This window comes from Clostridia bacterium (assembly GCA_017410375.1).
Classification (GTDB): domain Bacteria; phylum Bacillota; class Clostridia; order RGIG6154; family RGIG6154; genus RGIG6154.
Genome location: JAFQQW010000055.1, coordinates 13,541 through 34,960 on the forward strand (window position 1 = coordinate 13,541; position 21,420 = coordinate 34,960).

Annotated in this window: 21 protein-coding genes; 9 read left to right on the plus strand and 12 right to left on the minus strand. The window is 43.4% G+C overall.

Annotated features, from left to right (window positions below):
- Window positions 1-49 precede the first annotated feature (49 nt).
- The 7 genes from IJE10_08630 to IJE10_08660 all read left to right on the plus strand — a co-directional run bounded on the left by IJE10_08630 (window position 50) and on the right by IJE10_08660 (window position 6,696).
- A complete protein-coding gene (locus IJE10_08630) occupies window positions 50-1,396 on the plus strand; it encodes a peptidylprolyl isomerase (GenBank protein MBQ2968166.1) in 1,347 nt (448 codons plus the stop codon).
- Window positions 1,397-1,583: 187 nt separating this feature from the next.
- Window positions 1,584-2,654 (plus strand): Gfo/Idh/MocA family oxidoreductase, encoded by a 1,071-nt coding sequence (locus tag IJE10_08635; protein MBQ2968167.1) that lies wholly within the window; start codon window positions 1,584-1,586, stop codon window positions 2,652-2,654.
- Window positions 2,655-2,716: 62 nt separating this feature from the next.
- The gene (gene dtd / locus IJE10_08640; protein MBQ2968168.1) at window positions 2,717-3,175 is read left to right on the plus strand and encodes a D-tyrosyl-tRNA(Tyr) deacylase; all 459 of its coding nucleotides are present in this window, start codon (window positions 2,717-2,719) and stop codon (window positions 3,173-3,175) included.
- A complete protein-coding gene (locus IJE10_08645; protein ID MBQ2968169.1) occupies window positions 3,175-4,152 on the plus strand; it encodes a WYL domain-containing transcriptional regulator in 978 nt (325 codons plus the stop codon). Before dtd ends, IJE10_08645 begins: the two co-directional genes overlap by 1 nt.
- Before the next feature lie 97 nt (window positions 4,153-4,249).
- Window positions 4,250-5,050 carry a helix-turn-helix transcriptional regulator gene (locus IJE10_08650; protein ID MBQ2968170.1) on the plus strand — a complete coding sequence of 267 codons (801 nt, stop codon included), beginning with the start codon at window positions 4,250-4,252 and terminating at the stop codon, window positions 5,048-5,050.
- A gap of 18 nt (window positions 5,051-5,068) precedes the next feature.
- Window positions 5,069-5,866, plus strand: a complete 798-nt coding sequence (locus IJE10_08655) for a helix-turn-helix transcriptional regulator (GenBank protein MBQ2968171.1) — start codon at window positions 5,069-5,071, stop codon at window positions 5,864-5,866.
- A gap of 20 nt (window positions 5,867-5,886) precedes the next feature.
- A complete protein-coding gene (locus IJE10_08660) occupies window positions 5,887-6,696 on the plus strand; it encodes a helix-turn-helix transcriptional regulator (GenBank protein MBQ2968172.1) in 810 nt (269 codons plus the stop codon).
- 25 nt (window positions 6,697-6,721) lie between these two features.
- On the opposite strand, the gene IJE10_08665 is transcribed toward IJE10_08660, so the two are convergent.
- The 12 genes from IJE10_08665 to IJE10_08720 all read right to left on the minus strand — a co-directional run bounded on the left by IJE10_08665 (window position 6,722) and on the right by IJE10_08720 (window position 17,677).
- The gene (locus IJE10_08665; protein ID MBQ2968173.1) at window positions 6,722-7,630 is read right to left on the minus strand and encodes a DUF5596 domain-containing protein; all 909 of its coding nucleotides are present in this window, start codon (window positions 7,628-7,630) and stop codon (window positions 6,722-6,724) included.
- A gap of 79 nt (window positions 7,631-7,709) precedes the next feature.
- The gene (locus IJE10_08670) at window positions 7,710-7,958 is read right to left on the minus strand and encodes a hypothetical protein (GenBank protein MBQ2968174.1); all 249 of its coding nucleotides are present in this window, start codon (window positions 7,956-7,958) and stop codon (window positions 7,710-7,712) included.
- Window positions 7,959-8,249: 291 nt separating this feature from the next.
- Window positions 8,250-10,880 (minus strand): pyruvate, phosphate dikinase, encoded by a 2,631-nt coding sequence (locus IJE10_08675; GenBank protein ID MBQ2968175.1) that lies wholly within the window; start codon window positions 10,878-10,880, stop codon window positions 8,250-8,252.
- Between the two features lie 93 nt (window positions 10,881-10,973).
- Window positions 10,974-11,711 (minus strand): DNA repair protein RecO, encoded by a 738-nt coding sequence (gene recO / locus IJE10_08680; protein ID MBQ2968176.1) that lies wholly within the window; start codon window positions 11,709-11,711, stop codon window positions 10,974-10,976.
- A complete protein-coding gene (locus IJE10_08685; GenBank protein MBQ2968177.1) occupies window positions 11,653-11,838 on the minus strand; it encodes a YqzL family protein in 186 nt (61 codons plus the stop codon). Before IJE10_08685 ends, recO begins: the two co-directional genes overlap by 59 nt.
- A gap of 184 nt (window positions 11,839-12,022) precedes the next feature.
- Window positions 12,023-12,802 (minus strand): DUF4393 domain-containing protein, encoded by a 780-nt coding sequence (locus IJE10_08690; GenBank protein MBQ2968178.1) that lies wholly within the window; start codon window positions 12,800-12,802, stop codon window positions 12,023-12,025.
- A gap of 417 nt (window positions 12,803-13,219) precedes the next feature.
- Window positions 13,220-13,792 carry an RpiB/LacA/LacB family sugar-phosphate isomerase gene (locus IJE10_08695; GenBank protein ID MBQ2968179.1) on the minus strand — a complete coding sequence of 191 codons (573 nt, stop codon included), beginning with the start codon at window positions 13,790-13,792 and terminating at the stop codon, window positions 13,220-13,222.
- Window positions 13,793-13,851: 59 nt separating this feature from the next.
- Window positions 13,852-14,736 carry a GTPase Era gene (gene era, locus IJE10_08700; protein ID MBQ2968180.1) on the minus strand — a complete coding sequence of 295 codons (885 nt, stop codon included), beginning with the start codon at window positions 14,734-14,736 and terminating at the stop codon, window positions 13,852-13,854.
- A 75-nt stretch (window positions 14,737-14,811) separates the two neighbouring features.
- Window positions 14,812-15,282: an rRNA maturation RNase YbeY gene (gene ybeY, locus IJE10_08705; protein ID MBQ2968181.1), complete on the minus strand. Its 471-nt coding sequence runs from the start codon at window positions 15,280-15,282 to the stop codon at window positions 14,812-14,814.
- The gene (locus tag IJE10_08710; protein MBQ2968182.1) at window positions 15,276-16,253 is read right to left on the minus strand and encodes a PhoH family protein; all 978 of its coding nucleotides are present in this window, start codon (window positions 16,251-16,253) and stop codon (window positions 15,276-15,278) included. Before IJE10_08710 ends, ybeY begins: the two co-directional genes overlap by 7 nt.
- Window positions 16,231-17,394 (minus strand): sporulation protein YqfD, encoded by a 1,164-nt coding sequence (locus tag IJE10_08715; GenBank protein MBQ2968183.1) that lies wholly within the window; start codon window positions 17,392-17,394, stop codon window positions 16,231-16,233. The genes IJE10_08710 and IJE10_08715 overlap by 23 nt, the downstream gene beginning before the upstream one ends.
- 16 nt (window positions 17,395-17,410) lie before the next feature.
- Window positions 17,411-17,677 (minus strand): sporulation protein YqfC, encoded by a 267-nt coding sequence (locus IJE10_08720; GenBank protein ID MBQ2968184.1) that lies wholly within the window; start codon window positions 17,675-17,677, stop codon window positions 17,411-17,413.
- A 101-nt stretch (window positions 17,678-17,778) separates the two neighbouring features.
- Between IJE10_08720 and IJE10_08725 the strand changes: the two genes are divergently transcribed.
- Together IJE10_08725 and fusA are read left to right on the plus strand one after the other, a co-directional pair.
- Window positions 17,779-18,849: a hypothetical protein gene (locus IJE10_08725; protein MBQ2968185.1), complete on the plus strand. Its 1,071-nt coding sequence runs from the start codon at window positions 17,779-17,781 to the stop codon at window positions 18,847-18,849.
- A 175-nt stretch (window positions 18,850-19,024) separates the two neighbouring features.
- Window positions 19,025-21,088 (plus strand): elongation factor G, encoded by a 2,064-nt coding sequence (gene fusA, locus IJE10_08730; protein ID MBQ2968186.1) that lies wholly within the window; start codon window positions 19,025-19,027, stop codon window positions 21,086-21,088.
- Window positions 21,089-21,420 lie beyond the last annotated feature (332 nt).

Here is a 21,420-nt window from a genome sequence, read left to right on the forward strand (position 1 = left end):
AAAAATATACTATAATAGAAAAGAAATAAAGAAAAAGGAGTTATGAAACATGTCTGACAAAGTAAACAATCCGGCTGAAAACCCGATTGAAGAAAACAATGAAGTTTTGACAGAAGAAGCTGTTGAAGAAGTAACAGAAGAAATTGTTGCGGAAGAAACAGAAGAAGCTGTTGAAGAGGTAACCGATGCGGTTACAGAGGATGCAGCGGAAGATGTCGTTGCAGATGAATCCGAAGAAACTGCAGAAGATGCAGAAAATGAAGAAGACACAGCAGAAATTGTGGAAGAAAAGAAGCCTTCTTTCTTTAAGCGTTTATTCACAAGCCCCATTTTCTCTGCAGCACTACTTATCGGTCTGGTGGTTGTGCTCGGTTTAATCGTGTGGAATACTTTTAAAGATGCCCCCACTTCCGTAAAAGATACCGATGTCATTGCAACAGTTGATGACCAGAACATTTATGCATACGAAGTGCGTTACTACTGCAAGATGGGCTACGGTGTAGAGGATGCCATCAATCTTCTGGCTGAACAAAAGCGTATGCTTCAGTTGGCAAAGGAAAACAACATTACCATGACCGAAGAACAGAAAGCGGACATGGAAGAATATTTTGAAATGACTGTTTCGGAATACGGCGAACAGTTTGAAGCACAGCTTGAACAGTTTGGTCTGACACTTGACCAGTTCAAGCTCATGAATGAAGAAAATGCAATTTACGGAAACGTAATGAATCGTATTCCCGAGCTTGGTCTTGTGGAAGGCTTTACCACCAAGGAAGTAAAACCCTTCTATGATGATAATTTCCTGCGTGCAAAGCATGTATTGATTGCAACCGGCACCCCGGATGAAAACGGTGAATTGCCCGAAGGCGCTTTGACGGAAGCAGAAGCACTGGCTAAAGCAAACGAAGTTGTGGAACGCCTGAATGCAGGCGAAAGCATTGACGCTTTGATTTCCGAACTTTCGGATGACAAAGCAGGCTCTGAATCAAGCCCCAACGGCTATGTATTTATCAACACCACCGGCATGGACGAATCAATTAAGACCAGCCTTTCCAACACCGGTCTTACTATGGTAGATGAATTCACCGAAGCTACTGTCAACTTAGAAGTCGGCGAAATCTCCGAGCCTGTTAAAACCAACTACGGCTACCATGTCATCTTAAAGCTTGACATCAACGAAAACGAAGAAATCTTTAAAGATGCCCAGGGCGATGTGCTTTATGCAATGTCCATTGTTAAAGCTGACGAATATTCTGTGGCAAACGATGCATTCATGAAATCTCTGGAAGGTAAATACGAAACAAAAATCGATCAGGATTTAGCGGATGCTATGATGATTGAAATGTACAAGGCTGAACATGATCCTGAAAAACAGCAGCAGATGATGCCCTACTAAATCAAACCGAAGAAACAACGCCAAACAAGCGTTGTTTCTTTTTTATCTTTTTACGGTACAGATAAATATGCAAGTGCAGATTTTCGCAAAAATTTAATACTTTTTAAGGCATTTTTATATTGACTTTTATACCAAAGCATGGTACAATGACCTTGTATTCAAATATTGACAAAATGTGGTGATTAAAATGAAAAAAGTTTACAAATTAGCGAGCTTCGGATACGGCGGCATGGCAGGTATCCACATTGATAAAGTGCTCTGCAACTATGAGCGCATTGACGTTAAGGGCGTGTACGATATCGACCCCGCCCGTGCAAAGGCTGCAGAGGACAACGGCTATTATGCATATAAATCCAAAGAGGAGCTTTTAAACGACGCGGAAATTGACATTGTATTGGTTGCAACCACCAACGACTGCCACAAAGAGCTTTGTATTGATGCCCTTAAGGCAGGCAAAAATGTACTTTGCGAAAAACCCGTTACCATGACCAGCAAGGACTTAGAGGACATCATGGTTGTGGCAAAGGAAACCGGCATGGTGTTCTCGGTTGACCAGAACAGACGTGTAAACAAGGATTTCTTAGCGATGAAAAAGGCTGTAGAAGACGGACTTTTGGGCGATGTTTATGTAATTGAATCCCGCGTAGAAGGCTCGAGAGGTTTGCCTGCAGGCTGGAGATGCGAAGCAGAAAAAGGCGGCGGCATGATGCTGGACTGGGGTGTACACTTGATTGACCAGCTGATGTATATGTACACCGATAAGGTTGTGAATGTATTCTGCAAAATGTACAGCATTAACTACCCCGAGGTTGATGACAACTTCCGTCTGACTATGACCTTTGAAAGCGGTTTGACCGCACATGTAGAGGTTTCCACCAACAACTACATCCGTCATCCCAGATGGTATGTTTTGGGTACAAAGGGAACCTTACAGATTGACGACTGGGATGCGTTCGGTAAAATCGTTCGTCCCACCGACAAGCAGAATTCCTGGGGTGTGGACATTGTAAGCACCAAGGCAGGTCCTTCCAAGACCATGGCACCCAGAGACCCGTCTACTGTGGAAATCATTCCCGTGGCTGCACCCGTTTGGGGCATTCCGGATGATTTGACCTCTGTGTATAACCCCTACGTTGCAAAGCTGGACGGCGAAGCAGAACTGACCATCACTCCCGAGCAGGCATTGCGTGTTATCAAGGTTATGGAAGCCGCTTTCGAATCTGCGAAAACCGGTAATGCAATTCACACCGACATTTAAGGATAAACTACATAAGCGGCGGTTTCGCCGCTTATTTTTCTAAGAAAGGATGAATACAACTTATGCGTATCGTAATTCAGAGAGTACAGTATGCAAGCTGTACGGTAGACGGCACCTGTACCGGCAAAATCGAAAAGGGCTATGCGGCGCTGATTGGCATTAAAGAAACCGACACCACCGAAATTGCACTTAAAATGCTGGAAAAAATCAAAAAGCTTCGCATTTTCGAGGACGAGAACGAAAGAATCAATTTAAACTTAGAAGCAGTAGACGGCGGTATTCTCTTAATTCCGCAGTTTACGCTGTATGCAGACTGCAAAAGCAACCGTCCCGGTTTTACCAAGGCGGCACCGCCTGACATGGCAAAGGGTCTGTTTTGCTACATGGTAGACCATGCACCCGAATATTTTGACAAAGTTGCCGCAGGCTGGTTTGGTGCAGATATGAAAATTGAACTGTTAAACGACGGTCCCTTTACTGTAATTTTAGATAGTGAAGAGCTGAGAATGGAGTCAAAATAATGCCGAAATCCTCTATGCAGGGCTTGAAAATATTATATATTTTAAAATTCTTAGAGGAATGCTCGGATGAACAGCATCCGATAACCACAAACGAAATCATTGCACATCTTGACGCTTTGGGCATTTCTGCAGAGCGGAAGTCTGTGTACGCAGACTTAGAACGTTTGCGCACCTTTGGTGCGGACATTCTTTCCGACCGGGCACGCGGACATTATATCGCTTCGCGCACCTTTGAGCCTGCAGAACTTAAGCTTCTGGTGGATTGCATTCAGTCCAACCGCTTTATGACCTCTAAAAAGAGCAGTCAGCTGATTGGTAAGCTCGAAAGCCTTTTAAGCCGCCATCAGGCGCAGGACCTGCAACGGCAGGTGTATATCGCAAACCGCGTTAAAAGCGTAAACGAACAGATTTACTATAACATTGACACCCTGCATGATGCCATCAACCAAAAAAGGCAGATTGCTTTCCACTACACCACCTACACCACCGACAAGCAGAAGGTACTAAGAAAAGACAAGGAATACACCGTACATCCTTATGCACTGATGATATCTGAAGAGCATTATTATCTGGTCTGCTATTACGGGGCGCGTAACAAGATTTCAAACTTCCGTGTGGACCGTATGGAGCATATCCGTATTTTAGAGGATGCAGTGTTCCCCATGGCCGAGACGGCAGGTGCGGATTTCGATTTGGGTGAATATTCCAAACGGCAGTTTAACATGTACACCGGTGAAAAGAAGAAGCTGACTCTGCTTTGTGAAAACAGCATGATGAACGCGGTGATTGATCGATTCGGTGAAAATATTTTTGTAGTTCCCTACGACGAGAACCGTTTCACCTTAAAGGTAGATGTGGTAGTCAGCCCCACCTTTTTCAGCTGGATTGTAATTTTCGGTGGACAGATACAAATCTTAGAGCCGTCAGATGTCAAAGAGGATTTTATGAATCTGCTTCGTAGTTTTAAAAATGAATGAGCAATTTTAAACAACAAAAGTCGGCTTACGCCGACTTTATTTTTTTATTGACAACACACAAAAAACATTGTAAAATAAAGGTGTGGAGGTGAGAAATGTGTTTAATTCCATAGAGGTTAAATTTTGCGACAGGCGAATTGTTGACAAGACCTGGTGGTGTGTTGCAAAGCCCAGCTTTCGTCCGATTTTTCATATCGGGCAAAACCGCCTGCACTATGTACACAGTGGCAGTCCCACCATTTACTGTGACGAAAAGCCCTACACGTTAGAGCCGGGTAAGCTGTATCTTTTCCCGCAGAATCTGTCCTTTCGCGGTGAGGTTGCGGACGGAACAGAATATGACCATACTGCGCTTGATTTTCTGACCTTTCCGCCGGTCCACATGTCAAAGCCGTTAGAAATATCGCTTTCCGCCTCTCCCCTGCTCCAACCTGCTACAGAAATCTGTGCTAAGCTGATTGCGCTGCATCCCATGGCGCGATACGGGACCCGAAACGAATACAGCCCGCTGATTGAAAGCTACGGCATGAATCTTTTAAAGCTGATTCATGAGGTGTATCCCATTGAAACGATTTCCGATCCGTTTATCACAGACATTTTAAACTATATTCACGAAAACTACTACAAAGAACTGCGCTTAGAAGAGCTTTCTGCGCGCACCAATTACCAGAAGCATTTCTTTATCCGTAAATTCAAGCAGATTATGGGGGTACCCCCTTACAAATATATCAAGGACTATCGCATGAGCACTGCTTTTTATCTGATTCAGACTGGAAAGTTCAGCATTGCACAGGTGGCAGAGCGGGTCGGCTACAGCGACACGTCCGGCTTTTCACACGCCTTTAAGCAACAATTCGGCATTTATCCCAACGAAGTTTCCAAAACAGTTTTTCTGTAATTTACGGGAGGTGAAAACATGTTCAATTCCATAGCACTCAGATTCTACGGAAGAGACAAAAGTGCATCCGACTGGTGGCTGGCTTCATTGCCGGCACAGCATCCGAAATTTCGCTTTTTGCCCAGCCGTCTGCATTATGTGCACAGTGGCGCACCCACTGTGTATTGTGGTGACAAAGCATACAAATTAGAACCCGGTAAACTGTATTTCTTTCCGCAAAATCTTTCCTTACGCGCATCGATGGAGGCGGGAGATATTTACGACCACACCGTGCTGACCTTTTTTATGTATCCACCCACGCGTATGTCTGAGGCTTTGGTAATTGACCTTTCCGTTTCACCGCTTTTAAAGAGCGCCACTGATGTGGTTATGCAATTAGCAGAGAAATATCCTATGACGGATTATACTGAGCAACACACGCACACGCCTCTGATTGAAAGCTATTGTGTTAATTTGCTGAAGCTGATTGACGAGCATATATCCCCCATCGAAACGGTTTCTTCTAAAGCCATTGCAGATGCGCTGAGCTATATCCACGAAAACTATCAGAAGGAGCTGACGGTAGAAGAGCTTTCTGCGCGCACCAATTACCAAAAGCATGCTTTTATGCGAAAATTTAAGCAGATTATGGGCGTTTCGCCTTACAAATATATTAAGGATTACCGCTTAAGCAACGCGTATTATCTGTTGCGGACGGGTAATTTTACCATTGCAGAAGTGGCAGAGCAGATTGGCTATAACAACAGCACAAGCTTTTCCCATGCTTTCAAACAGCATTTTGGCATCTATCCTAAAGATGCCATGAAGTCTGTTTAAATCCCACACGGAGGTAGAAAATGTTCAATTCCATAGTACTACGATACTGCGAAAAAAAGCGAAAAACATCCACCGACTGGTGGTTGGCATCGTTACCTGCAAATGACTTAAAATTCCGTTTTGTTCCGGGCAGACTGCATTATGTACACAAAGGTTCGCCCACCATTTACTGCGATGAAAAGCCTTATAAGCTGGAACCGGGCAAGCTGTATTTCTTTCCGCAGAATCTTTCGCTCCGGGCAGAAATGGAAGAAGGCTCGTTTTATGAGCATACCGCCTTGGACTTCTTTGTCTATCCGCCCACACGCATGACAGAGGCTTTAGTGATTGACCCCTCCGAGACACCTCTGATTCAAAAAGCACTCGACATTTTACTCTTGTTTGCAGAGCAATATCCAAAGAAAAATGTGAACGACCATCACGAATACGTTCCGCTGATTGAGAATTATTGTGTCAATCTGCTGAAGCTGATTGACAAGCTGATTTCGCCCATTGAAACGGTTTCTTCGCCGTTTATTGCCGACGTTTTGAGCTATATTCACAAAAACTATCAAAAGGAGCTGACAATAGAAGAGCTTTCGGCACTTACCAATTACCAAAAGCATGTTTTTATACGCAAATTCAAGCAGATTATGGGTGTTCCGCCTTATAAGTACATCCGAACCTACCGCTTAAATACCGCTTATCAATTGATCCGGGCAGGAAGCCACAGCATTTCGCAGGTGGCTATGCAGGTAGGCTACGAGGATTCCACCAGCTTTTCTCACGCCTTTAAACAGCATTTCGGCATGCATCCTACCGAGGTTTCCAACAGACCGTCCGACAATTAAAAAAAGACCGCGCCGCGGTCTTTTTTTAATTGTCCCGTTTATTGTTTACAATCTTTTCACCGTCAAATAAAATGACGCCTTTTCCCCAGCCTGCTATCTTTCCATCGTTTAAAAATTTGATAAAATTCTTTTGCAGGGTTGTGTTTGCAGAAAGCTTGCTTGTGTCACCGTCGTAAGGCTTTCCGAACACCGCACGGGCATTTAAAAACTCCCCTGCCTTGCCAAAGCTTTGGTCTATGATATCAAAATCCTCCATAAAATCGGCAAGATTGGAACCTTTTGGAAAAACCTCTCTGTAACCCGGAAAAATCAGCCAACTTTCGCAAATAATCGGCAGATATTCTCCCTTTTTCCTGCCAAAATATGCAAAGGCTTTTTTGTAGGAATCTATCCGCGCTTCTCTCGGCATAGGTCCCGAGGACGGAATGTGAAAATTTACCACTTCATCATCGGAATTAATCTTAAAGTCACCCCATTCATAAGTAAGCCCCTCAAAAAACGGTTTTGTGTGGTACTGAAATCTGCCCAGTGCCACAATTTCCGCTCTGAAAAAGATGGCGTACCACCAAAAGGGTATAACCCCCAGAACACCGACTTTCTCTTTGCATTCATCAAGCTTATACTTAAAATCTTTTGCCGTATCATAAAAAATCTCTTCGCTTATGCCCTTTTTTAAGTAGGCTTCACGCAATTTTTCCAAGTTGGACAGCAAAAACAGCATGTCTAAGCTACGCGAATCCATATCGTATTTGGTCGCCATCGGTTTTAATTTTTCCTGCAAGGTAATGCTTTCTGCTCTGTTTTGGCAAAACGAAAATTCTTCGCCAAGCTTTGTAAAAAGGGCACGGTCTGCCTCGTCCAATCCATTGTAACTGTTTAAAAAGAAGTTGATCTCCGTCTTATCAAAACCGATTTTTCGTAATGTTTCTTCCATGCATATCCCCTCTTTATTAAGCAGTTTACCACATTCTGCCCAAAAAAGCAAGAAAAAAAGACCGCGATGCGGTCTTTTTTTAATACAGCTTAATTTCGTATTTGTCTATGAGGCGCAATAGCTTTTCCACCTTTTTGTCATTGTCTAATTCTTCGCTTTGTACGATTTTTTCTACTGTTTTGAAAAAGTTCTCGTAGGCTTCGTTCCGAATGCGGTCAAAATCCTTATTCTGCATATATTTCCACACCGCATCGGTGATGTATGTCCTTATCATGCGGTTTGTGATGTCTATGCGAAAATCTTCCTCATTATAAAAAATCTCCGACATCTCTTTTTCCTCCTTAAATAAAAAAGTACGCAACCGAAGCTGCGTACTAAAAAGCGCAGAGCTCCGGTGATGTTTTGCGATAACAACTCATGAAACCCTAAAAAAGAGATTTATGACCAAACAGAGGTACGCTTTTTAACAATAGCATATCTCTTTTTCAGGATTATATTAAGTTGTTATCGCATCTTTAGTATACCACAAATTTCAAGCAATTACAATAGTAAAATCAAAAAGAACGTCACAAAAAAAGACCTTGCAAAACGCAAGGTCTTTTTACTGTTTAAGTTAGAATTATTTATCTTCCTTAATCTTAGCCTGAGCAGCAGCCAAACGAGCGATCGGCACACGGAACGGCGAGCAGGATACATAATCCAAGCCAATCTTATGGCAGAATTCTACGGATACAGGGTCACCGCCATGTTCACCGCAGATACCGCAGTGCATTTCGGGACGAACCTTTTTACCGAGTTCTACAGCCATTTCCATCAGCTTACCAACACCGGTCTGGTCAAGCTTAGCAAAGGGATCGTTTTCGAAAATCTTTGCATCATAGTAAGCATCCAAGAACTTACCAGCGTCGTCACGGGAGAAACCGTAGGTCATCTGGGTCAAGTCGTTGGTACCGAAGCAGAAGAATTCAGCTTCAGTTGCAATCACGTCAGCAGTAAGAGCTGCTCTCGGGATTTCAATCATGGTACCTACTTCGTACTTCAGGTCGATGCCTGCAGCTGCGATTTCAGCATCAGCAGTTGCTACAACGTCGTTCTTAACATACTTAAGTTCCTTAATTTCGCCAACCAAGGGAATCATGATTTCAGGAACGATATTCCAATCGGGATGCGCCTTCTTCACATTGATAGCAGCACGGATAACCGCTTTGGTCTGCATCTTTGCGATTTCAGGATAAGTAACTGCCAGACGGCAACCACGGTGACCCATCATGGGGTTGAATTCATGGAGAGAAGCGATGATAGCTTTGATGTCAGCAACAGATTTGCCCTGTGCTTTAGCCAAAGCTTCAATATCAGCTTCTTCTGTGGGAACGAATTCATGCAGCGGAGGATCTAAGAAACGGATGGTAACGGGGTTACCTTCGAGTGCTTCATAGAGAGCTTCAAAGTCGCCCTGCTGATAAGGAAGAATCTTTTCAAGTGCTGCTTCTCTTTCTTCAACAGTATCGGAGCAAATCATTTCACGGAATGCTGCGATTCTTTCAGCTTCGAAGAACATATGTTCGGTACGGCAAAGACCGATACCTTCAGCGCCGAGTTCACGAGCCTTCTTAGCGTCAGCCGGAGTATCAGCATTGGTACGTACTTTCAAGGTTCTGAATTCATCAGCCCATTCCATGATTCTGCCGAATTCACCAGCGATTTCAGCATCAACGGTGGGGATAATACCATCATAGATGTTACCGGTAGAACCGTCGATGGAGATGTAGTCACCTTCCACATAGGTCTTACCTGCAAGTGTAAACTTCTTGTTTTCTTCGTCCATTACGATATCGCCGCAACCGGATACACAGCAAGTACCCATACCACGAGCAACAACGGCTGCGTGAGAGGTCATACCGCCACGAACGGTCAGGATACCCTGAGAAGCCTTCATACCTGTAATATCTTCAGGAGAGGTTTCCAGACGAACCAGAACAACCTTTTCACCTCTTGCATTCCAGCTTTCGGCGTCTTCAGCAGTAAATACTACCTTACCGCAAGCAGCACCGGGAGATGCACCCAAACCACGGCCTGCAGGTGTTGCAGCCTTCAATGCTTTAGCATCGAACTGGGGATGGAGAAGTGTATCTAAGTTTCTGGGGTCAATCATAGCAACAGCCTGCTTCTTATCGATCATGCCTTCGTCAACGAGGTCGCAAGCAATCTTAAGAGCAGCTTTTGCAGTTCTCTTACCATTTCTGGTCTGGAGCATATAGAGTTTACCGTTTTCAACGGTGAATTCCATATCCTGCATGTCTCTGTAGTGGTCTTCCAAAATAGCGCAAACTTTTTCAAAGTCAGCAAATGCTTCGGGGAATTTTTCAGCCATTTCATTGATCGGCATGGGAGTACGAACACCTGCAACAACGTCTTCACCCTGTGCGTTTACAAGGAATTCACCCATCAAGCCGGGTTCGCCGGTAGCGGGGTCACGGGTAAATGCAACACCGGTACCGCAGTTGTCGCCCATGTTACCGAATGCCATCATCTGTACGTTAACAGCGGTACCCCAAGAGTACGGGATATCGTTGTCTCTTCTGTAAACGTTTGCTCTGGGGTTGTCCCAAGAACGGAATACAGCTTCAACAGCACCCATCAACTGTTCCTTAGGATCAGTCGGGAAGTCTTTACCGATTTTGCTCTTGTATTCAGCCTTGAACTGGCCGGCAAGAACTTTTAAGTCTTCAGCAGTCAGTTCAACGTCCTGCTTAACACCCTTTTCTTCTTTCATTTTGTCGATGAGTTCTTCGAAGTATTTCTTACCTACTTCCATAACTACGTCGGAATACATCTGGATGAATCTTCTGTAGCAGTCCCAAGCCCATCTGGGGTTACCGGATTTAGCGGATACTGCTTCAACAACGTCTTCATTCAGACCCAAGTTTAAGATGGTGTCCATCATACCGGGCATGGAAGCTCTTGCACCGGAACGAACGGATACGAGAAGGGGATTTTCCTTATCGCCGAATTTCTTTCCGCAGATTTCTTCCATCTTAACGATGTTTTCCATAATTTCTTTCTGGATTTCTTCGTTAATCTTTTTGCCGTCTTCATAATACTTTGTGCAGGCTTCGGTAGAAACGGTAAAGCCCTGGGGAACCGGCAGACCCATTTTGGTCATTTCTGCGAGGTTCGCACCTTTACCGCCCAATGTGTTACGCATTGTAGCGTCGCCTTCGCTAAAAAGATATACATACTTTTTGCTCATTTTTAAGTTTCCTCCTTAATACTTCATTATCATATCTATTATACTCTATAATTTTGCATTTGTAAAGAAAAATTTTTAAAAATGATGTATTTTTTACAAAATTACAGATTTTAAATAGTCAAGCGCAGGCAATTCGCGCCCTAAACGGTAGATACAGTACTGCTCTGTAAGGGTTGAAAGCACCTTTAAGCTCTCCTCGCCCACCGAAAAATTATAAAGCTTTTTGATATCCGCATGCAATATGTACTGCAAGGCTTTGAAAAGGGAAGCATTCAGCTCAATCCCCTCTTTGCCGCAATCGGGGCAGGTCAGATATCCCTCCTTTATGTTAAACAAAAGCGGAAATTCCGTATTTCCGCAGGCGGCACAGCCTGAAATGAGCGGTGCGTACCCTTCTTCTGCCATCAAACGCATTTCAAATACACTTTTTACAAAATGCAAATCCTTATCGGTATTGCAAAGCATATAAAAGGTATTTAAGAGAAGCGAAAGGGTTTCCGAGTCGCTTGAAAAGCATTCGGGCACCGCATAGGATGCCAACTGCCCGAAATAGGTAGCTAAAGTTAGCTTTTCAATATCCTCGCTTAAGGCAAAGAAATTTTCGATGGGGGTTGCGCGCTTTAAAAAATACAGCTCGTTATTGGAAGGGCTGACCTCCAAATCCGAGTAGCAAAGAAAGGTAGCGCCTGCGCCGAATCTGCCTTTTACGCGGCGGATATTTTTTGCGAGCACAGAAATTTTACCGTCCTTTTCGGTAAGGACGGTTAAAATTTTATCCGCTTCCCCAAGGTTGGTCTCCCTCAGGATAAGTCCCCGTAATTTCTCGTTCATGTTCTTCCTTCTTCTCCAATGCAATTTCCTCGGCGTATTCGCTGTCTAAGATGCGGTTTAGCTCCCGATACAGCAAATATGCCTCAATATCGCCCGTTTCGTGAAAGTATGGCCATGTGTCAAACATTTTTCAATCACCCCACACTTAGTTTGTGTGACGGACTTAAAGATATGTGATGTAAAAAATGGTTTATCTCCCACGCAGGCAGGCGACTTTTTTCGACAATCTTACTATAAAGACTGTATAATTTAGATGCCAGGCTTTTTGCGAATGCTCATATCGATTAGAATTTAAAAATTAATCTTTCGATTTATAAACACACTTTAATAAAGTTTTTCCCGAACGCTGTCAACTCAAATTTACCTTTTTCAATTTCAATTTTTTCTCCTTCATTAACAGTTCTATTTAATAATCCTTTAATGGACACATGTTCTTTTAACGGTTTATATAACGCTTCTGTGTTAAGATATACTCCGTTTGGAATTGCAATCAATTTCAATCTTTCAAAATTATCTAAGTATGCAAATATCTCACTCGGACAATCACACACATTTTCAGCAATATTAGTGAAATTATGAACTAAAGTTACGTATCCCCCATCTTTTTTTCTCAAAACAACATCTATCAAAGGATAATCATTTTGGGATGAAAGTTTTTTTAACAACTTTGCTTCATCAGGTGTTAGCTGTTTAATAATGTCAACAAACGAAGGATGAACATCATATTTCGTATCAATATTCATAGAAGAAGCAAGAAGATTTGCATACATTTCTCTCAACTCATCACTGTCGAAACAATACGAAATCTGTTGTAACGCAGGAACTGCAACATAACTTTCAGGAGGAACAATTTTTTTCTCGGAAACATCTTTCATTTTGTACGCTAATAATTCTCTTGTTTTTTCAAAATTATATTGTTTTTCTGCAACCCACAACTTCGGTTTTGCAAGCGCCGCATCAATGGCTTGAAAAGGAAGTGCAATAATATTTCCGATAGATTCAAGTGTGGGTTTCAATGTATCGTTATATCCTTCGACTGCAACTGCTTTAGCAGATTCAACTAAAAGTTCTTTTCCTAATTCTTCTGGCATTTATCTTTCTCCTTTGTGCAAAAATACTTTTTTCTTAGTTTAATTTACGAAAAAAATTATTGTAAAATTTAACAAATTTCGACAATCTTACTAAGTTCGTATCAAGTTAGAGACATAAATCATCTGAATACATCTTTTGTTAAATAACACGCTTGTTCATAATCGTTTTTATGAACATATATTTTATATTCATACGAACGCAAATTTAACGCGTAAGGATGTACGTTACGCACCTTGATAATATAATCAATGTTATTGGATGAAAGAATATCTCTGACTTTTGATTGAATTGCCATATCATAAGTTATTATAAGTTCTTTTCTGTTAAATATTGTTATCATCTATACATCCTCGCTTTCGCCAAATTTCGACAATCTTTATATCCTCATATCAAGTCGCGGTCTATGTACGAATCAATCATTCGGGCTTTTTCTCAAGCTTTAAAGGAAAGTCGCCAAGTTTATTTACTTTAAAGCCGTTTGCTTTGTATTCTTCATAGTTGAACGCCTCAAGCTCGTCTATTGCAAGTTTGTGGAACTCATAGAAATTCTTCCACCACTCGTAGCCTGTTCCAAGTTCTGCGTTAAGATACGCATCCACAATATCACATGCCATCGCAGGCGCAACATAGAACGCGCCCATAGCAAGTACATTCACGCCGTTACCGGTAATCGCGCGGAGTGCCGCAGGAACACTTTCCACAACACCTGCATGCACATGTGGACATTTGCTTGCCGCAATGTGTATACCCATACCTGTACCGCAGAAAAGAAGTGCGCGCTCAAACTCGCCTTCAGAAATCATAGCCCCTGCGCGAAGACCTACTCTGTGAAACATCAAATCTGTGTCATCGGGATCGGAATCCACTTTCACACCAACATCGGTGATTGTCCACCCTTTTTCTCTTAAATGTTCGCATACCGCTTCTTTAAGCGGAAATCCTGCAAAATCTGCACCTACCAAAATTTGCTTATCTTTTACTTTTTTCATTTCAATTTCTCCTTCATCCTATTTTTTTATAAACGGTTTGCCCATATTATAATGCAAAATCAGTTATCGGATTTATCGTAGCCGAAGTTGCGAAGCAGGAAATCCGAATCTCTCCAGCCCTCTTTGACCTTCACCCAAAGCTCTAAGAAAACCTTTGTGCCGAAAAACCGTTCCATGTCACCGCGCGACAGACTTCCGATTTTTTTAAGCATCGCTCCGCCTTTGCCGATGATGATGCCCTTGTGACTGCTCTTTTCGCAATAAATGGTGGCACCGATTTCCAAAATTCCCTTTTTATTTTCTTTGAAAGACGAGATTTCCACCGCAATACCGTGGGGCACCTCTTTATCCAGGCACCACAGCGCTTTTTCGCGGATAATTTCTGCCGCAATCTGCTTTTCGGGTTGGTCTGTAATCATGTCGTCGGGGAAATACATGGGTCCTTCCTCCAGACGCTTTTCAATGGCTTCCATAACAAGCATTACACCGTCCCCTTTTTTTGCAGAGATGGGAATGATTTCATCAAAAGACATCAAAGTGCTGTATTTTGCAATGATTTCCAGCAAATTTTCCTTTTCGTACATGTCAATTTTGTTGATGATGAGCAGTACAGGCACATCGGTATCTTTTAAGGTTGCAATGATATTTTCGTTGTCATAATCATGCCCCGGCTCAATGACAAACAGCACCATATCCACTGCGGAGATGGCTTCCTTGGCTTCCTTTACCATAAATTCACCAAGCTTTGTTTTTGGGGTGTGGATACCGGGGGTATCTAAGAATACAATCTGCTTGTCCTTGTCGGTCAAAATGCCTGTGATGGTGTTACGGGTGGTCTGGGGCTTGTCCGATACCACCGCCAGTTTTTCGCCGTTTAGGGCGTTTAATAATGTGGACTTGCCCGCATTGGGACGTCCGATAATGGATACAAATCCTGATTTCATTTTCTTACCTCTCTTTGTCTTCCGTAAAACTTTTATCGGCAGGAGCAAGCCCCTGCCCTACAATGTCGCTTCACGTTAATCTCGTGTTAAGCCTATTTTTTCTAAAATTTCCTCTTCCTTTGCGCGCATGATGGGTTTATCGGTGTCGGTCATGTGGTCGTAGCCTAAAAGGTGGAGCATGGAATGCACCGTTAAATATCCCACTTCCCGCTCGTACGAATGTCCGAATTCCTTTGCCTGCTCGTCCGCTTTTTCTAAACTTAACACAATATCGCCAAGCAACAGATACGGATACCCCTCGTCCTTTACCAAAACGCCCGGCGTTTCAAATTCATACTGGGGAAAGGACAAAACGTCGGTTTCTTTATCAATATTCCGCATACTTGCGTTAATTTCCTGAATGCCTGCGTTATCGGTAAACAGCACCGAAATTTCCGCTTCGTCGGTGATGCCGTGGACATTTAAGCTTTCCTGCACACATTTTTCTATCATATCCGACAGCTTTTCGGTTTCAAACCGTTCCTGTTCATTTGCATAGATTACCATTTCTTGTTTTTCTCCTTTATCTGACGGCGGTTATATTCCTCGTACGCCGTGATAATCTTTTGTACCAGCGGATGACGCACCACGTCTTTTTCGGTGAGCCGGCAAAAGGCGATGCCGTCAATATCCTTTAAGATTTTCTGCACCTCTTTTAAGCCGGAGGTTTTGTCGTAAGGCAGGTCAATCTGCGTCACGTCACCTGTTACCACCGCCTTGGAAGAAAAGCCGATTCGGGTTAAGAACATTTTCATCTGCTCGGTGGTGGTGTTTTGTGCTTCGTCTAAGATGATGTAGCTATCATCTAAGGTTCTGCCGCGCATATAGGCAAGGGGTGCCACCTCAATGATCCCTTTTTCCAGATAGCTCTGGCAAAGCTCTGCACCTAACATATCATGAAGCGCATCGTAAAGGGGTCGCAAATACGGGTCGACTTTATTTTGCAGGTCGCCCGGTAAAAAGCCAAGCTTTTCGCCTGCTTCAATGGCAGGACGGGTTAAGATGATGCGGTTAACCTCTTTGTTGCGCAGGGAATTGACAGCCGCCGCCACCGCAAGATAGGTTTTACCCGTACCTGCAGGCCCGATGCCAAACACAATGCTGTTTGCAATAATGGCTTCGATATACTGTGCCTGCCCCACCGTTTTGGCTTTAATGGTTTTGCCCTTGGCGGTCACACAGATTGCAGAGCTTGAAAGCTCTACCGCTCTTTGGCTGTTGCCCTCGTTCACCGCAGAAATCATATAATTTACATTCTGAGCGGTGATTTTTTCGCCTGTTGCCGCAACGGTCAGCAAGTTTTCGATGACCATTGCTGCAAGCTCGGTCTGTTCTTCCTCGCCCTTGATTTTTACGATTTCGTCCCTTTGGGTAATCTGCACATTGTATTCCCGTTCTACGGTACGGATGTTTTCGTCAAACACCCCGAATACATTTGCCATTTCCTCTTGGTTTTTAACCTGTAAAATTCTCTCCATCGGTTTCCCTTTCTATCATGCGTTTCACGCCTGTTTTTTCTGTCACTTCGGCTGTGAAGTGAATATGTAAAATGTTGTTTTGTTCGCTTACTGTACTTTCTATTTTTTCTACCTTTCCGATTTTCAAAAGCTCTTGTCTGTAGTCGTCCTCTGCCTGTTTTAAAGCTTCTTCCTGCGTATATTGCGTTTCAACCGCAACCACCTCGTCATACACCGCCCTTTTAACCGGTCCGTAATATTTAAACGTCTGCTCGGCAGAGCGGAATGGAATATCGGTATTCAGCCATACGGGAATTTCCTTGCCGAAAAACCTTACTGTAAAATGGCTTTTACGGTTGCCCGTTTTTCGGATATCTTTTTGGGTGAGCGGAAATTCCACATCCTTTTGGTACCAGTTTTTCACATACACCTCGCCCTCTGCGTGCAAAAAACGTACGCCTTGTGCAGAGCTGTCTGCTATACCGCTGACCAAAAGCTGACCCTCTGTTACGGTGTCCCCGATTTTAACCATGGTCACACCGCTTTCAATTTCAAGAGCAGTTACCACACCGCTTTTATCCGCAATCAGATTGCAAGGGACGGATTTGTCCTGTATCGCAGGCTTTGGAACGGTTTCTACAATTTCCACAAAGGCTCGGCTCCCTTTGATTTCAATGCCAATCCACGAAATATCTGCATTGTTCGCCACTATGTTTTTGCAGGCAGACGTCTTGTTTATGCCGTACACAAAGGCAAAGGGATAAATGCCGTTTCGTTTTAGTTCGGCACGGATTTGCTTTTCGGGAATGCGGTCGATGCCCGTAATTCGGATATCCCACAGCAAAGACAGCATACCAAAAAGCACCAGCACAAACACCAAAACGCCAATGGCGAGCGCTTTTCGGTTTTGATGCATCTTAACGGTATGCCAAAAACCAACTTTTTTTAAGAGCTTTACGGTGCAGTCGGTATTTTCGGAAATTTCCTGCATTTTCTTAAAATCCGACACGGGTGCGCAAAAAACAATACCGCCCGAAACGGGACGCACCTGCCACATCAGAAGATTCTTTCTGCCTGCCACATTCAAAAACCGTTCGGGGAATTTTCCCTCAACTTTTATTATAACATATCCTTTTAAAAAATAAAATACTTTTTTAAACATTTTTACTTGGTTTCTCCTATTTTTCCAGTTCTATTTTCATAAAATCGCCCCGAATTTCCATCAGCTCGCCCGTCATCTGTTTAATTCTTAAATTTTCGCCCGAAATCTTCAGAAAATAGGTGCTGGTATTCATCTGTACAAAGGTGTCGGTGTAGCTGACAATGGCTTTGCCGTTTTCTATATAAAGCTGGTCCTTGCCAATCAAAGTCAGACGCGGATAATCCATGGAAATTTCTTTGGGAATTTCCAGCGCCTCACTCAGCTTTTCTTTCAGTTTTTTCAATGTAATTTCCTCCTTGCTCTTACACTTCACTTTTATTATAATGCATAACTTTTTGCTTTATGCCATACACTGAATCGAAAAAACAAAGGAGGAATTTTAAGATGCTCTTGAAAGCCATTCATGCAAAAGAAATTGCAAAAACCCTTTCTGCACTTTTGTTCTTAGCCGTTTTTCTGCTGTTTCCGGACCCCTGCACCCGTGCCGCCAAGGATGGGCTGAACATGGCGATGTATCTGGTGCTCCCTTCTCTGTTTCCTTTTTCGGTAATCGCGGGGTATCTTTCGGGCAGAATATATGTTCCGCAATTTTTCTGCCGTGCCTTCCGTCATCTTACGGGACTGCCTGAAAACGCATGCAGTCTGTTTGTTTTAGGGGTACTTTCCGGCTTTCCTGTGGGCGCAGTTTTAATCGGTGATGCAGTTAAAAATAACGCAATCACCAAAAGCATTGCTTCGCATCTGCTCCCCCTCAGCACCCTTTGCGGACCGATTTTTATGATTGGCGTTGTGGGTGGCGGAATGCTCGGCTCGTATAAGCTTGGCTACATATTATATGGCATCCAGCTTTTGTCATTGGTTTTGGTGAGTCTGCTGTTTAAGGGACATGCTCCTTACGCACCAAATTCGGCACAGCTTGTCTTACCGAAAAAAAATCTGGTGGATGCCATTGAAAAAAGTGTTTCCAACCTGATTGCCGTTTGCGGATTCATTGTGTTTTTTCAGGTGGTTTGTCAAATGCTTCTGGTGACGGGACTTGCGGAAAACTTGTGTCCCTATCCGCCTTTTTTATACGGGCTGACCGAGCTGTCCTGCGGATGTAACCGCATTGTGCTTTCGGACATTCCTCTGCATATAAAAGCAGGCCTGCTTTCGTTCTTCTGTTCCTTTTCAGGCTTTTGTGTGATGCTTCAGGTGGCACACGCGGTGCGGGACTGCGGACTCTCTCTTTCTAAATATGTATTATACAAGCTTTGTATGGGAGTTGTTTCGTTTCTGCTTTCTGTTTTGGTGTTACGTTACTTCCCGATAGAAACCTTTGGGTTGCCTGTAAAAAGCGATTCCTTTTCTTTTTCGGATTCTTTTTTGGTATTGTGCTATATCGCTTTTGCCCTTTCGACCCTGTTTTTGTTCATTCTACGCAAATTTATGGGACACACTTTTGACAATAGGTAGCTATATATGATTTTTACATAAAAATAGATAAAAAATTTGTGCATATTGCACAAAAAAATACTGTTAAAATTTAAAGGAAATGCGAAAAAACAGAAGAATTTATGCAGTATACAGACATATAGGTCTGCACTTATCTAAGATAGGGAAATATATATACAAAGGAGTTGCAAAAATTATGAAAACGTATCTCATGAAAGACATGCGAAATGTGTGTATCCTAGGCCACGGCGGTTCCGGAAAGACTTCTCTTGCCGAAAGTATGCTGTTTCTTGGCAACGGGACCGACCGTTTGGGTAAAGTAACCGACGGCAACACTGTTTCGGATTACGAAAGCGAAGAAATCAAAAGAAAAATTTCCATTAGCACATCGGTTCTGCCGTTGGAATGGAAAAATACTAAAATCAACATTTTGGATACGCCCGGATTTTTGGACTTCTCGGGTGAAGTTTTGCAGGCAACCCGTGTTGCAGACGGTGCGATTATTACAGTCGGTGCAAAAGCCGGTGTTCAGGTTGGTACTGAATTTGCATGGAAATACGCAACAAAGAGAAATATCCCCAAAATTATTTTCGTAGGCAAAATGGACGAGGACAATGCCAACTATAACAAGGTTTTAGAAGACCTGAAAGCGCATTTCGGCAACAGCATTGCCCCCTTCTACTTCCCCATTCTGGAAAACGATAAATTCAAAGGCTATGTAAACGTTGTTAAAATGGAAGGCCGTATGTTTGAAGACGGCAAAATCGTAGATGTGCCCGTTCCGGAAAACATGTTAGACCAGATTGAACCTGCCCGCCAGATGATTTTAGAAGCGGTTGCAGAAACCAGCGAAGAAATGATGGACAAATTCTTTGCAGGGGAAGAATTCACAACTGAGGAAATTCAGGCAGCGCTCAGAATCGGTGTAGAACACAACGAAATTACACCCGTTCTTTGCGGTTCTGCTTTTACCACCACCAGCATCCGTAAGGTTTTGGATGCAATTTTGGAATATCTGCCCTCTCCGGAAGCAATCAACCCGGTTATCGACGCGGACGGCGGTTCTATCATGACCGTTACCCCCGAAGAAGAAGCACCTTTAGCTGCAGTTGTATTTAAGACCATTGCTGACCCGTTTGTGGGCAAGCTTTCGTTCGTTCGTGTTTACAGAGGTCGCATTAAGGCAGATTCTACTGTATTCAATGGCACCCAGAGTGTTCTGGAGAAAATCGGTAAGGTATATATTATGAAGGGTAAGAAGCAGGAAGAAACCGATGCCATCACCGCAGGTGATATCGGTGCAATTCCGAAGCTTGCCACCACCAACACCGGTGACACTCTTTGCAGCCGTTCGTCTCCGGTAGCTTTAGAAGGCATTGAATTCCCCATTCCGAACCTTGCAAAACGCATCCGTCCGAAACAGAAGGGCGACGAAGAAAAAATCAGCACAGGACTTTCTAAGCTCCGTGAAGAAGACAAGACCATCGCAATGGAAATCAATTCCGAAACTCATGAAACCATTTTAAAGGGTATGGGCGATTTACATATTGAAATCATCACTGCGAAGCTGAAGGAAAAATATAAGGTTGACGTAGAACTTTCCGAGCCTAAAATTGCATATCGTGAAGCCATTCGCCGTAAGGTTAAGGTAGAAGGTAAGCACAAAAAGCAATCGGGCGGTCACGGTCAGTACGGTCACGTATGGATTGAATTTGAACCGGTTGAATCCGATTCCATGATTTTTGAAGAACAGGTATTCGGCGGTTCGGTTCCGAAGAACTACTTCCCGGCTGTTGAAAAGGGCTTGAGAGAAAGCTGTCTGCATGGTGTACTGGCAGGCTATCCGGTTGTAAACTTAAAGGCTACCTTGCTTGACGGTTCGTATCATCCGGTAGACTCTTCTGAAATGGCGTTTAAGATTGCAGCAGCTGCAGCATTTAAGACAGGTCTGGCACAGGCAAATCCTGTATTGCTCGAACCCGTTGACCATGTGGAAGTCATTGTTCCCGATGAATACATGGGCGATGTTATCGGTGATATCAACAAGCGTCGCGGCAGAGTACTCGGTATGCAGCCCAATGCAGAGGGTGACCAGGAAATCATTGCAGAAGTTCCGTCTTCCGAGCTTGCAAAATATGCAACCGACCTGCGTTCGCTGACTCAGGGCAGAGGCTCGTTCACGCGCGCATTTGAACGTTATGAGGATGCACCGCCGCACATCGTAGAAAAGGTTGTTGCGGAAGCAAAAGTCGAAGAATAATAGCAAAAGAAACCATCCGTTGGATGGTTTCTTAGACTGTCGAAAAAGTCGTTCTACCGCAAGCAAAGAACGATTTGTTATTCTGAGCGAAGCGAAGAATCTCCGGTTTGAAAAGATGTTGAATGGAGCGGAATCCATCGAGGATTCCGCTCCATTGCTTGCTTTTTGTCAATTTGAACTCTACCGTACCTCTGTACGCCGACGAATTCAAATTGACAAAATATAACTTCCTTTTTCGCGCTCTGACAGCGTGTCGATAGGTTTATCGACACGCTGTACCGACTTTTTTATAAAAGTCGGTTTTTACTATTTACTTTTCTAAAAATATATTG